This is a genomic window from Corallococcus llansteffanensis (genome assembly GCF_003612055.1).
Taxonomy (GTDB): Bacteria; Myxococcota; Myxococcia; order Myxococcales; family Myxococcaceae; genus Corallococcus; species Corallococcus llansteffanensis.
In genome coordinates this window covers 1-12,294 of sequence record NZ_RAWB01000298.1, presented here as the reverse complement: position 1 = coordinate 12,294, position 12,294 = coordinate 1, and the positions used below count along the sequence as shown (strand labels likewise).

Annotated in this window: 12 protein-coding genes; 5 read left to right on the top strand and 7 right to left on the bottom strand. The window is 69.5% G+C overall.

Annotated features, from left to right (window positions below; translation table 11 throughout):
• The coding region (locus D7V93_RS25470; protein WP_120645869.1) for an alpha/beta fold hydrolase at nt 1–1,092 on the bottom strand (1,092 nt) is incomplete at its 3' end.
• Between the two features lie 115 nt (nt 1,093–1,207).
• On the opposite strand from D7V93_RS25470, the gene pssA reads away from it, so the two are divergent.
• The 4 genes from pssA (at nt 1,208) to D7V93_RS25450 (ending at nt 5,478) form a co-directional block, all read left to right on the top strand.
• Nucleotides 1,208–2,071 (top strand): CDP-diacylglycerol--serine O-phosphatidyltransferase, encoded by an 864-nt coding sequence (gene pssA, locus D7V93_RS25465; RefSeq protein ID WP_120645868.1) that lies wholly within the window; start codon nt 1,208–1,210, stop codon nt 2,069–2,071.
• A gap of 69 nt (nt 2,072–2,140) precedes the next feature.
• Nucleotides 2,141–3,406: a CinA family nicotinamide mononucleotide deamidase-related protein gene (locus D7V93_RS25460; protein WP_120645867.1), complete on the top strand. Its 1,266-nt coding sequence runs from the start codon at nt 2,141–2,143 to the stop codon at nt 3,404–3,406.
• On the top strand, nt 3,403–4,911 hold the full coding sequence (locus D7V93_RS25455) for a hypothetical protein (RefSeq protein ID WP_120645866.1): 1,509 nt from the start codon (nt 3,403–3,405) through the stop codon (nt 4,909–4,911). The genes D7V93_RS25460 and D7V93_RS25455 overlap by 4 nt, the downstream gene beginning before the upstream one ends.
• 57 nt (nt 4,912–4,968) lie before the next feature.
• Nucleotides 4,969–5,478, top strand: a complete 510-nt coding sequence (locus tag D7V93_RS25450) for a DUF1285 domain-containing protein (RefSeq protein WP_208723147.1) — start codon at nt 4,969–4,971, stop codon at nt 5,476–5,478.
• Here the strand turns inward: D7V93_RS25450 and recA are convergent.
• The gene (gene recA / locus D7V93_RS25445; RefSeq protein WP_120645864.1) at nt 5,475–6,500 is read right to left on the bottom strand and encodes a recombinase RecA; all 1,026 of its coding nucleotides are present in this window, start codon (nt 6,498–6,500) and stop codon (nt 5,475–5,477) included. The two genes, D7V93_RS25450 and recA, sit on opposite strands and share 4 nt — an antisense overlap.
• 280 nt (nt 6,501–6,780) lie before the next feature.
• Between recA and D7V93_RS25440 the strand changes: the two genes are divergently transcribed.
• A complete protein-coding gene (locus tag D7V93_RS25440) occupies nt 6,781–8,145 on the top strand; it encodes an NAD(P)/FAD-dependent oxidoreductase (RefSeq protein ID WP_120645863.1) in 1,365 nt (454 codons plus the stop codon).
• Nucleotides 8,146–8,163: 18 nt separating this feature from the next.
• Here the strand turns inward: D7V93_RS25440 and D7V93_RS25435 are convergent, their stop codons facing one another.
• The 5 genes from D7V93_RS25435 to D7V93_RS25415 form a co-directional block, all read right to left on the bottom strand.
• A complete protein-coding gene (locus tag D7V93_RS25435; RefSeq protein WP_120645862.1) occupies nt 8,164–9,801 on the bottom strand; it encodes a YifB family Mg chelatase-like AAA ATPase in 1,638 nt (545 codons plus the stop codon).
• A 236-nt stretch (nt 9,802–10,037) separates the two neighbouring features.
• The gene (locus tag D7V93_RS25430) at nt 10,038–10,547 is read right to left on the bottom strand and encodes an ExbD/TolR family protein (protein ID WP_120645861.1); all 510 of its coding nucleotides are present in this window, start codon (nt 10,545–10,547) and stop codon (nt 10,038–10,040) included.
• Entirely contained in the window at nt 10,547–10,960 is a 414-nt protein-coding gene (locus D7V93_RS25425; protein WP_120645860.1) for an ExbD/TolR family protein, read from the bottom strand. Before D7V93_RS25425 ends, D7V93_RS25430 begins: the two co-directional genes overlap by 1 nt.
• A gap of 102 nt (nt 10,961–11,062) precedes the next feature.
• Nucleotides 11,063–11,746: a MotA/TolQ/ExbB proton channel family protein gene (locus D7V93_RS25420; protein ID WP_120614052.1), complete on the bottom strand. Its 684-nt coding sequence runs from the start codon at nt 11,744–11,746 to the stop codon at nt 11,063–11,065.
• Nucleotides 11,747–11,814: 68 nt separating this feature from the next.
• Nucleotides 11,815–12,294 (bottom strand): energy transducer TonB (locus tag D7V93_RS25415; protein WP_147451314.1); only part of this gene is annotated, 480 nt, incomplete at its 5' end.

The following is a 12,294-nucleotide window of genomic DNA, read 5'->3' as shown; positions in this document are numbered from 1 at the left end:
GGGCAGGGGCGTGGCGCGCTGCTCCAGCCACTCGCGGATGACGGGGTAGACCTCCGTTGGCGCACCGGTGCCGAAGATGAGGTCGCCGTGGCCGTAGTCCATCTTGTCGCCGCGGTCCCGACCGAAGACGTGCAGGGTCCGGTCGGGGGATGTGAGCAGCGCGTACTGCGCCTCCACGTTGGCGGCGGTCGCCAACCGGTCCGCGCTGCCGCCCATCACCAGCACGGGCTGCTGGAGCTTCGCGATGCCCGCGCGCCAGTCCGTCTTGCGGTCATAGGAGCGGAACGCGTCGTGGGAGATCCAGTCCTGGAACTGGAGCAGCACCTTGCGGCTCATCGCCGACATCATGTTGGCGGAGACCTGCCGCAGGATGCGTGGCGGCATGTGCCGCGGGTTCACCACGAGGTCGGACAGGGGCAGGGCGATGTAGCCCAGGAAGGGGGCCATGCTCGCGCTCATCCACTCCTGCCGGATGCTGCCGGGCCACGCGGCGCGTACGCCGAGCGAGATGAGCGTGTGCAGGAACGGCTCCGACTTGAGGTGCACCGGCGCCCCCAGCTCCAGCAGGCCAGCGAGCTTTTCCCCCTCGGCGCCCTGGGCCACGCCATAGCCCACCAGCCCTCCCAGCGAGTGACCGAGCCAGAAGGCCTGCTTCGCTCCGGTCTCCTTCAGGGCCAGCTCCAACAGGGCCGGCCCGTCCTGGGTGATGTGGTCGTCGATGGTGAAGTCCGTGGGGCGCCTGCCCGGGGGCGGACGCCGTGAGTGCCCGGTGCCACGCCACTCCACGGTGAAGCAGTCGAAGCCGGCGTCGTTGAGGTAGTGCGCCACGGAATAGGGGGGCTCGAAGTCGAAGGTGTAGCGGTTGGCCGCCAGCCCGTGGCACAGCAGCACCGGCTCGGCGAAGCGGCGCACGGCCGCTCGCCGGGCGTGCACGGCCAGCTCCCAGCCGTCGGCGCAGCGCGCCCGCAGCATCACGGGATGCGGTCCCCTCAGGCGGTACCAGTGCCGCACCAGCAGGACCCACACGACATTGACCAGGAGGAGGACGACCGCCGCCTCCAATCCCCACAGGGCCCAACGCCCGAACGGCATTTCTCCTCCATGCGACCGGGGACTGACTCCGGCGCGAATAAAACCCTGCTAAGGTCCGTTCCCTCGCCGTTTCTGCCGCATGGGCAGCCGACCACCTGGGGAAGTCGAGGGAACGATGAAGCTGCGGAAACTGATGTTCGTGCTCCCGAACCTCTTCACCGTCACCTCCATCTTCTGTGGCTTTTACGCCATCACCTTGTGTTCGGGTGAAGCGACGCCGGTGCAGCTGTACCAGGCGGCCCTGGCCATCCTCTTCGCCATGTTCTTCGACGGGTTTGATGGACGGGTGGCCCGGCTGACGAAGACGCAGAGCGACTTCGGCATGCAGCTCGACAGCCTGGCGGACGTCATGTCCTTCGGCGCGGCCCCGGCGCTGCTGGTCTACAAGTGGGCGCTGGCGCCCATGGGCTTCTGGGGCCTCTTCATCTCCTTCGCGTTCATGGCGTGCGGCGCCATGCGGCTGGCGCGCTTCAACGTGCTCGCCATGCGCAACCCGCACGGCGGCGGTGGCAGCTTCTTCGTGGGGCTGCCCATCCCGCTGGCCGCGGGCGTGCTCGTCTCGCTCATCATCTCCCACCATGTGGCTTCGCAGGGCGAAGCGCTGGGTGACGGCGCCCGCATGCCGGTGGCGGTGGCGGTCGGCGCGCTGTCCCTGCTGATGGTGTCCACGGTGCGCTACCGCACCTTCAAGGACGCGCGGCCCGGCCGGAAGACGGCGCTCGTCTTCATGGCCATGGCGCTCACGGGCGGGTTCATTGCCCAGCAGTTCCATCCGGCCTGGGTGCTGGTGACGTACTTCTTCGCGTACCTCGTGATGGGCCTCGTGGAGTCGGCGGTCTCGGTGCGCAGCCGGCTGGTCTCGCGCAAGGTCGGCGCGGGCGCTGTCGCGGCGGTGGCCGTGGCCACCGAGCTGGATGAGGACGATGACGAGGACTCCGAGGCCAACGCCGCCCCGGACGACGGTCCCGCGTACCTCTGAGCCGCCAGGCGCATGACGGAGGACGCGGACCGTGCCCTCCCGGCCCGGGACCGCTAGGATGCCCGGCCCATGCGCGTCGAGCTGCTGTGCACCGGTGACGAGCTCGTCACCGGCCTCATCACGGACACCAACAGCACCTACCTGGAAGGCCGCCTCTTCGACCTGGGCGTGAAGGTCGAACGGGTGACCGTGGTCGGTGACGTGCGCCCGGACATCACGGGCGCGCTGCTGGAGGCCTCGGCGCGCGCGGACGTGGTCATCGTGTCGGGCGGCCTGGGCCCCACCGCGGACGACTTCACGCTGGAGTGCGCCGCCGCCGCCGCGGGCGTGCCCCTCGAGGAGGACGCGAGGGTGCTGGGCTGGCTCAAGGAGCGCTACGCCGCGCGAGGCATGGACATGAACCCGGGCGCCCTGCGCATGGCGAGGATCCCCAGGGGCGCCGAGCCGGTGCGCAACCCTCAGGGCTCGGCCCCGCTGGTCATCCAGAAGCTCGGCCGCGCGCAGCTGTTCTTCCTGCCGGGTGTCCCGCGCGAGTACCGCGCGCTCGTGGACGGAGAGGTGCTGCCGCGCGTGCGCGGCTGGCTCGCCTCCGAGCCCCACCGCACCTTCCGGGCCTTCCGTCTGCTGCGCACGGTGCGACTGCCCGAATCGGTGCTGAACCAGCAGGTGATGCCGCTCGCCCCCAGCCATCCCCGGGTGGTGTTCGGCTTCCGCACGCACGCCCCCGAGAACCACCTGAAGCTGATGGCCGAAGCGCCCACCCAGGCGGAGGCCGACGCCGCGCTCGCCGCCGCGGAGGCCGCATGTCGGGCGGTGCTGGGCACGCACGTGTACGGCGCGGATGGCGGCGAATACGCCCCGGTCCTCCTGGACCTGCTGGCGCGTGCCGGGCACACGCTGGCCGTGGCGGAGAGCTGCACGGGGGGCCTCATCGCGCAGGACCTCACGGCCGTCCCGGGCGCGAGCCAGGTGTTCGTGGGGGGCGCGGTCGTCTACTCGGAGAAGATGAAGTCTGCCTGGGTCGGCGTCCCGCCGGAGGTCCTGGCGGTGCACAGCGCCGTATCCCGGCAGACGGCCCTCGCGATGGCCGAGGGCGTTCGCAAGGCCTGCGGTGCGACGTTCGGCCTGTCGGTGACGGGCTACGCCGGTCCCGGAGGCGGGACGCCCGAGGATCCCGTGGGAACCGTCTACTGCGCGCTGGCTGGTCCCGACCTGGAGCCCCGCTGCGAACGGATCTCGCTCGCGGGTGACCGCGACCGTGTGCGCCTGTTCGCCGCGGCCCACGTGCTGGAAATGTTGAGGTTGCACCTGCTCGCCGCCCCCGTGTCTTCATGAGTCGCTCCAAGTCAAAGCGTCCCCGTCCTTCCGCTCCGGAAGCTCCGTCCACGGCGCCCCAGGCCCCGCTCTCCGGCGCCCCACCAGCCCTGGAAGCCTCCGTGTCCTCCGCCCCGCCGGAGCCTGCCTCCGGCAGCCCCCTGCCGCTGGAAGCCGCCGCCCCGCCCGGGGCCTCCGCGGTGAAGGGCGCGCATCCGGTGCTGAGCGCGGTGCGCCTGTGGCTGTCGGCCTATCGCGTGGAGGTCGTGCTGTTCCTGGTGGCGTTCGCGGTGCTGTCCAGCTTCAGCTCGCAGCGCTTCCTCCGGCAGAGCGCCGCGCCGCACTTCATCTACCAGGCCCAGTCCTGGCTGGACGGGCGGCTCGACGTGGATCCGCAGGTGCTGCCCAACCTGGAGGACTGGGCCTGTGTGCGGCTCGTGGATGGACAGAAGGCGCGGTGCGAAGGCCGCCCGCTCCGGGATGACCGCTGGTTCGTCAGCTTCCCATCCTTCCCCGCGGTGGTGATGCTCCCCTTCGTGGCGTTGCACGGCTACCAATTCAACGACACGTCCTTCGGTGTCTTCGTGGGCGCGCTCGCGGTGGCGCTCTTCTATTCGCTGCTGCGCTTCCTGGCGCAGGAAGGGGAGACCGCGCGCAACCGCGACGACAACGTGGTGATGTCGCTCGTGCTCGCCTTCGGCACGCTGTTCTTCTACTGCGCCATCCGGGGCGAGGTCTGGTTCAGCGCGCAGGTGATGGGCGTGGCGCTCACGTGTCTGTACGTGCGCAACGCCGTGAAGGCCCGGCGCCCCCTGCTCGCGGGTCTCTTCTTCTCCATGGCCGTGCTCACCCGCACGCCGCTCGTGTTCGCGGGCCTCTTCTTCGTCCTGGAGGCGCTCTGCCCGGGACCGGATCGGCTGGCCCAGCTCAAGGCGCTTCCGACCACGTGGAAGCCTGCCCTCCGCAAGCTCGGGCTCTTCGGGCTGGGGGCCGGGCCGCTGGCGCTGCTCGCCGCCGCCTACAACGTCTACCGCTTCGGCAAGCCGGGAGAGTTCGGCCACTCGTACTTCTTCAACAACCGGGTGAACGCGGACATCGACCGCTTCGGCCTCTTCAACCTCGAGTACCTGTCGCGCAACCTCCAGGCCGCGTTCTTCAAGCTGCCCCAGGTGTCCCTGTCCCCGCCGCGGCTGTCGTACGACCCGCACGGGCTGACGCTGCTGCTCACGCTGCCCCTGCTGGTGTTCCTGCTGGTTCCCCGCACGCGTCCTCGCCTGCACTGGCCCCTGTGGCTGACCGTGGCGGCGTGCGCGCTGCCGGGGCTCGTCTACCAGAACACCGGCTACATGCAGTTCGGCTTCCGGTTCAGCCTGGACTACACGCCCTACCTGCTGCTGCTCTTCGCCGTGGGCGGCTGGTCCCTGCGCAACCGCGCGGTGGTGGCCGTGCTGGCGCTTGGCGTGCTGGTGAACTTCTGGGGCGCCGTGGCCTTTCGCGGCTACACGGAGTTCGTCCGGAACTGGTAGGCGGGCGGGACCCGGCGGCTTGAATTCGCCGAGCCCCACGCGCACATAAAGGGCGACATGCAACCTCCCACCGGTCAGCCCCCTCCTGGCAAGCGTTGGCACACCCGTGAGGACAGCGGCATCCGCCTCGATGCCGCGTTGCGCTGGTGGCATGACGACGAGCCCATCGAGCACCTGAAGATCATCGAGCTCTTCAATGCCTCCCTGTTCCTGGACGATGATGGGCGCTATCAGCTGCGCATCGCCCCGGACTGGTGCTACGTCCAGGTGGAGGACGCGGCCTATGAGGTCCGCACCGTGGACATCACGCCGGACGAGCGTGTGTCCCTGCGCCTGAGCGACCGGACGGCGGAAGCGTTGGATCCAGCCTCGCTCCAGCTCACGCCGGAAGGCGTCCTCACCTGCCGCGTGAAGCAGGGGAGGGCGAAGGCTCGCTTCTCCCGTGATGCGCAGTACCAGTTCGGCGAGCTGCTGGAGGAGGCCCCGGAGGGCCACCTGGTGCTGCGGGCCGGACAGCGCCGTCTGGAGGTCCCCCTCTCGCTGGATGCGCTTCAACCGGCCTCCTAGGCCGCCTCGACGGAAGCCGCGGACACGGGCGGCGCCGCGGCGCCCACCAGCTCACGGGCGAGGGAGGCGAGGACGTCTGGATGCTCGCGCAGCCACTCGCAGGCCCGCTCCCGCCCCTGTCCGATGCGCTCTCCACGCAGGCTGAAGTGGCTGCCGGACTTCTCCACCACGCCCGCGCTCACGGCGAGGTCCAGCACCTCGGCGGTGCGGTGGATGCCCGTGCCATACAGCACGTCGAACTCGGCCTCCTGGAACGGGGGCGCCAGCTTGTTCTTCACCACCTTCACGCGGGCCCGTGAGCCCACCACCGCATCGCCCTCCTTGAGGTTGCCCATGCGGCGGATCTCCATCCGCACCGACGCGTAGAACTTCAGCGCGTTGCCACCCGTCGTCGTCTCCGGGTTGCCGAACATCACGCCAATCTTCATGCGGATCTGGTTGATGAAGATGATGCACGTGCCGGAGCGGCTCACCGCGCCGGTGAGCTTGCGCAGGGCCTGGCTCATGAGCCGCGCCTGGACGCCCATGTGCGCATCCCCCATCTCCCCTTCGATTTCCGCGCGGGGCACCAGCGCCGCCACCGAGTCCACGACGATGAGGTCCACGGCGCCCGAGCGCACGAGCTGCTCGGTGATCTCCAGCGCCTGCTCTCCGGTGTCGGGCTGGGCCACCAGCAACTCCTCCGCGCGCACCCCCAGCTTGCGTGCATAGGACAGGTCCAGCGCATGCTCCGCGTCGATGAAGGCCGCCACGCCCCCCACGGCCTGGACCTGGGCGATGGCGTGCAGGGTCAGGGTCGTCTTCCCGGAGGACTCATTGCCGAACAGCTCCACCACGCGTCCTCGCGGATAGCCCCCCACGCCCAGCGCACGGTCCAACCCCACCGAACCCGTGGGAATGACCGCCACCTTCTGCTCCGGCGCGTCCGCCCCGAGCGTCATCACCGCGCCCCGGCCGAACTGCTTCTCGATGGACGCCACCGCCGCCGCCACTGCCTTCAGCTTCTCCGTCAGCCTGCTCATCTCGTCTGACTCCCTCGCCGCCCCGCGGGCTCGATGCCTCGGACGTGGAGACAGCAACGGACATGCCGGGCGAGCTCCCCGGCGAAGGTCGTTCCAGGTGCGTCCAGGTCCGTCATGTCCGTCCGGCGCGGTGGAGCGGCACGGCTGTCTCCCGGCGCCTGAGAAGACGCAAGGAAGGGCGTGTCCGCATAAGCAGGCACGGGGGGACACGACAGCCTGGCTTGGGGAGGCAGAATGCATTGCATTGAATCCCCGGGGTGCCCGCGTGACTTCTTCCAGCGTGAAAACGACCCGTGAGAACCTTCCCCATGTGGTCATCCTGGGAGGCGGCTTCGGCGGCCTCTACGCGGCCCGGTACCTGCGAAAGGCAGGGGTTCGCGTCACGATGGTGGACCGTCACAACCACCACCTCTTCCAGCCGCTGCTGTACCAGGTGGCCACGGCCACGCTCAGCCCGAGCGACATCGCCGCGCCGCTGCGGGCGATGCTCGGACGTGATCAGGTCCAGGTGTTGCTCGCGGAGGTGACCGGCATCGACACCGCGAACAAGCGCGTCCTCCTGTCCGACGGGGAGCTGGGCTACGACTTCCTCATCGTCGCCACCGGGGCCACGCACTCGTACTTCGGCAACGATGCCTGGTCGCGGCACGCGATGGGGTTGAAGACGGTCGAGGACGCGGTGGAGATCCGTCGGCGGGTGCTGCTCGCCTTCGAATGGGCGGAGCGCGAACCGGACCCCGAGCGTCGCCGCGCGTTGCTCACCTTCGCCATCATCGGTGGAGGCCCCACGGGCGTGGAGCTGGCCGGAGCCCTGGCGGAGATCAGTCGTCGCTCATTGACGGGCGACTTCCAGAACATCGACCCGCGGGACGCACGCGTCATCCTCATCGAGGGGATGGACCGCGTGCTCCCCACCTACCCCGAGAACCTCTCCCGCGACGCACGCAAGGTGCTGGAGAACCTCGGGGTCGAGGTCCGCACAGGGACCCGCGTGACGAACATCGACGCCACGGGCCTGGACATGGGCGCCGAGCGTCTGGCCGCCCGCACCGTGCTCTGGGCCGCGGGGGTGGAGGCCTCTCCGGTGGCCCGCTCGTTGGGCGTGGAGCTGGACCGTGCGGGACGCGTTCCCGTGACGCCCGAGCTGACCGTGCCCGGGCACCCAAGCATCTTCGTCGTGGGGGACTTGGCGCTCGTCAAACAGGCGGACGGAAGCGCCGTCCCGGGAGTGGCGCCTGCGGCGATGCAGGAGGGGAAGCACGCGGTCCTCAACCTCCGCCGCCAACTGGCGGGCCAGCCGATGCAGCCCTTCCGCTACTGGGACCGGGGCACCTACGCCGTCATCGGCCGGGGCCATGCCGTGGGCGTGGCCTTCCGCCGCGTCCAGCAATCCGGCCTCGTCGCCTGGCTGGCCTGGCTCTTCATCCACATCACCTTCCTCGTGGGCTTCCGCAGCAAGCTGGCCGTGCTGCTCAACTGGGCCTACGCGTACCTGACCTTCGGCAGCTCGGCGCGCATCATCACCGGCCCCGTGTCGCGCCCCGATGCCCGCGTCGCGGAGCGACTGCCCGGAGAGGCTCCTTCGGTCGTCACGGCGCCCCCTTCCGCGCGTGATGCCGCTGCCCCCGTGCGCGTGCCGTCCTGAAGTCCCCGGCTCCGGGCATCAGTCCTTGTCGCTCGGAAGCCGGCGTCCGTTGCTGTCCACCGGATCCGCTCGCCAGGAAGGAGCAGGAGGGCGTGAGGCGCCTGCCAGCCCCTGGGTGTTGGCGTGCAGCCAGCCTCGGCGGTCCAGCATCCGGCAGTCGACGGCGAGTTGCATGTCCACGTCCTCGATGCGCCCATGCCCTTCCAGGTCCGCGCGCGTCAGGGCCAGCTTGAGGATGCGGTCATGCGCGCGGGCGGACAGGCCATGGTGGCGGACCGCGAGCTCCAGCATCTGCTCCGCGCGGGGTGACAGCACGCAGTAGCGGCGCAGCAGGTGGGAAGGCATCTGGGCATTGCAGTGCACGCCCGGCGCGTCCTGGAAGCGGGCACGCTGCCGCTCGCGCGCGGCTTCCACCCGCTGCCGGTAATAATGGCTGGGCAGCTCCTGGCTCTTCGCCGCGAGCTGGTGGTACTCGACGGGCCGCGTCTGCACGGTGATGTCGATCCGGTCCAGCAGGGGACCGCTGACGCGTGCGTGGTAGTCGAACACGCGGTGCTCCGGGCAGGTGCACGTGCGCTCCGGCACGTTGAAGTAGCCGCAGGGGCAGGGGTTCATCGCCGCCACCAACATCACCCGGCAGGGATAGGTGATGTGCTGGTTCGCCCGCGCCAGATGGATGGCGCCCTCCTCCAGGGGCTGGCGCAGCACCTCCAGCACGTTCTTGCGGAACTCCGGGAGCTCATCGAGAAACAGCACGCCGTGATGGGCCAGGGACAGCTCACCCGGTCGCGCCGCGGGGCCCCCGCCCACGAGCCCCGCGTCGGACAGCGTGTGATGGGGCGCGCGGAACGGGCGCTCTCGCATCAGCGCCTGCTCGTCTCCCAGCAGGCCCTGGATGGAGTAGACCTTCGTCACCTCCAGGGCCTCGTCGAAGGTCATCTCCGGCAGGATGCCCGGCAGCCGTCGCGCCAGCATCGTCTTGCCCGAGCCGGGAGGGCCGGCCATGAGGATGTTGTGTCCTCCGGCCGCCGCGAGCTCCAGGGCCAGCTTCAGCTCCGGCTGGCCCCGCACGTCGGCCATGTCCGCGTTCGCTTTTCGCGGACCGACGCCCGGCGTCGCCGCGCGCAGCAAGGGCGTCAGCGGGGCGCTGCCGGTGAGGTGACCCACGGCTTCGCGCAGGTGGGCCACCGGCACCACCTGGAGCCCCTCCACGAGCGCTGCCTCCGTCGCATTGGCGGCAGGGACCATGACCCCGCGGAAGCCGCCATTCCGGGCCGCCACGGCCAGCGGGAGCACGCCCCGGATGGGCTTGATGGAGCCATCCAGCGACAGCTCTCCGCCAAAGAGATAGTGCGCCAGCGGCTCCTCTTCCATCAGCCGGGCCGCGGCAAGCACTCCCAGCGCGATGGGCAGCTCGAACGCCGCTCCCTCCTTGCGGATGTCCGCGGGGGCCAGGTTGACGGTGATCCGCTTCTGCGGAAGGTCGAAGCCGCTGTTCTTCAGCGCGGAGACGACCCGGACCTTCGACTCCCGGGCCGCCCCTTCCGGCAACCCCACGACATTGAAGTAGGGCAGCCCGAGCGCCATGTCGACCTCGCACTCCACCACCACCGCGTCGATGCCCATCAACGCCCCCGACCGCACCCGAGCCAGCATCGTCTACCCCCTCGCCACCTGCGCCGGGGGAGGCAAGAGCAACGCCCGTACCGGGCCCCCTGCCTCACGACGCCCAGGAGCGCCCATCCACCGCGTCAGACGTTCCGTCCCGGGCGAGGACGTGGGCTCCAAAAAGCAAGAAGCCCGCTGGCATTGGGGAAGGCTCCCCGCCAGCGAGCTTCTCTTTGAACCCTGCGACCGCTGAGGTGTGCGTCAGCCCTGTCCGGAGGAGCGGATCAGGGCGTCGGCGGGGGCGCGGGAGGCGCGCCTTCGGGCGTCGCCTGCGTGCCCTGGATGACCGCGTTCGGGGGCAGCTCGGTGGCCATGCCCAGGATCTTCGCTCCCGCGGCGCGGGCGCCGTCGAGCGCCACGACGAGCTTGCCGTAGTTGGCCGCGTCGTCCGCCATGAAGAAGACGACCTTCTCGTCCGCCTTCTTGGCGTTCAGCATCCGCTTGAGGCGGGTGACGTAGTCGGAGGCGGCGATCTGCTCCGTATTGATGGAGTAGGTGCCGTCCTTGTCCACCTGCACGATGATCTGCTGGGCGTCGGGCTCCGGCGGCGGCTCATTCTCCACCTCCGTCTCCGGGACGCGGACGAGGATGTCCTTCTCCAGGAGCGGGGTCACGACCATGAAGATGATGAGGAGCACCAGCACCACGTCCACGAGGGGCGTGACGTTGATCTCTGAGTTCGGCGCGGACGCGGGCTTGACCCACTGACGCTGCTTGGTTCTTCCTTGGGACATTACTTCTTCTCCTCGACACCCAGGGCGATCTGCTTCGCCTTCGCCTTGCGGGCCGTGTCCAAGACCTTGCGCACGTCGCCCACGTTCAGGGTGTTGTCACCCTTCAGCAGGATCTTCTTGCCCGGATCCTTCTGGAGCTCCGCGGCGATCTTGTCCTGCAGGCCCTGCTCGTTGACCTCGTCATTCTCCACGAACACCTTCTTGTCCGGGGTGATGGAGAGGACGAGCGGGTCGGCGTCCTTGCCGCCTTCCTTTTCAATCTCCGTGGCCTTGGGCAGCTCCACCGACTTGCCGCGCTGGAGCATGGGCGTCACGACCATGAAGATGATGAGGAGCACCAACACCACGTCCACGAGGGGCGTGACGTTGATCTCGCTCTTGATGCCCCCTTTGGGGCCTGCTGACATTCCCATGCGTGCACCTGTGTCCGGGAAGGGGTTCCCACCCCGGGGCAGCTCGGCTGGATGCAGCCGGGCCGCCCACGAGGGCAGGGATGTCCCAGGGGTGGGCTTGAACTAAGCCGCGTGCGAGGAGTGGGCGCCGCCGCCCACGTGCCGCGCAACCACGTCCAGGAACTCGTTGGAGGACTCGGAGATGTCCACGGAGCGGGCATCCACCCAGCCCTGCAGGAAGTTGTAGGCCATCACGGCGGGGATGGCCACCAGGAGGCCGAACGCGGTGGTGATGAGCGCCTCGGCGATACCCGCCGAGATGGTGCCCAGACCGCCGGAGCCGGCCGCCGCCATCAGCTGGAAGGCGTTCACGATGCCCATCGTGGTGCCCAGGAGGCCCACGAACGGCGCCGTCGAACCGACCGTGGCCAGCAGGCCCAGGCCGCGCTTGAGGCTCTGCACTTCGCGCTGCGCCTGGCGCTCCAGCGCCCGCGCCACGGATTCCACCGCGAGGTCCTTGTTCCCGGGGCTGATCCGGTACGCCGTCAGGCCCGAGTTGATGACGCGGCCCAGGTGGCCCACGTCCTTGCCCAGGTTGGTGTTCGCGGCGGTGGTCAGGTCGCCCTTCGCGAGGATGGCGCCCATCTTGGCGGCGAAATTGCGGCTGTCCGCGCGCGTCTTGCGGAAGACGATGATCCGCTCCGCCATGACGACCAGCGACGCCACCGACATGATGGCGAGGGTGAAGATGATCATGCGGGCAAAGAGGCCCGTGTGGTGCCAGATATCAGCAAGAGTGAATTGCATGGCTGTGGAGCGCTCCTCCTCACGAGCGCGGGGTTGGATTCGGCGGACTGCTCAGCAGGTGCGCTCGATCAGCGCGGCAGCTTCAGGTTGAAGTTGAAGGTGTACTGGACCTCGACCGGCCGGCCCTGGAACGTGACCGGCTTGTAGCGTGAGGCGGCCAACACGTCCATCACGGCCTGCTCCATGTGGGGGAGCGGCTTGATGACGCGGCAGCGCTCGACCTTTCCCTCGGTCGTGATGACGCACTTCACGATCATCAGGCCCTGGACGCGCGCCTCGATGGCCTCACGCGTGTAGGACACCTGGGGACCTGAAATCTGCTCCGGACGCGTCATGCCCTGACCGAACGACAGCACGTCCGTGCCCGTCCCGCCCAGCTGACCGCCCACCACGCCGCCGATCACTCCGCCGACCACGCCTCCCACCACGCCGCCCGCGACGCCGCCTTCCACGCCGCCCTCGACCTCCGCCTCGCTGGCCTCTTCCTCGGGCTCGGCCTCGGCCTCGGCCTCTTCCGGCTTCTGCTGCGGCACTTCCTTCGGCTGCAC

Excerpts from the sequence above, each read along its gene's own strand:
- pssA (WP_120645868.1), top strand. The coding sequence starts at position 1,208 with ATGAAGCTGCGGAAACTGATGTTCGTGCTCCCGAACCTCTTCACCGTC.
- D7V93_RS25460 (WP_120645867.1), top strand. The coding sequence starts at position 2,141 with ATGCGCGTCGAGCTGCTGTGCACCGGTGACGAGCTCGTCACCGGCCTC.
- D7V93_RS25455 (WP_120645866.1), top strand. The coding sequence starts at position 3,403 with ATGAGTCGCTCCAAGTCAAAGCGTCCCCGTCCTTCCGCTCCGGAAGCT.
- D7V93_RS25450 (WP_208723147.1), top strand. The coding sequence starts at position 4,969 with ATGCAACCTCCCACCGGTCAGCCCCCTCCTGGCAAGCGTTGGCACACC.
- recA (WP_120645864.1), bottom strand. The coding sequence starts at position 6,500 with ATGAGCAGGCTGACGGAGAAGCTGAAGGCAGTGGCGGCGGCGGTGGCG.
- D7V93_RS25435 (WP_120645862.1), bottom strand. The coding sequence starts at position 9,801 with ATGCTGGCTCGGGTGCGGTCGGGGGCGTTGATGGGCATCGACGCGGTG.
- D7V93_RS25430 (WP_120645861.1), bottom strand. The coding sequence starts at position 10,547 with ATGTCCCAAGGAAGAACCAAGCAGCGTCAGTGGGTCAAGCCCGCGTCC.
- D7V93_RS25425 (WP_120645860.1), bottom strand. The coding sequence starts at position 10,960 with ATGGGAATGTCAGCAGGCCCCAAAGGGGGCATCAAGAGCGAGATCAAC.
- D7V93_RS25420 (WP_120614052.1), bottom strand. The coding sequence starts at position 11,746 with ATGCAATTCACTCTTGCTGATATCTGGCACCACACGGGCCTCTTTGCC.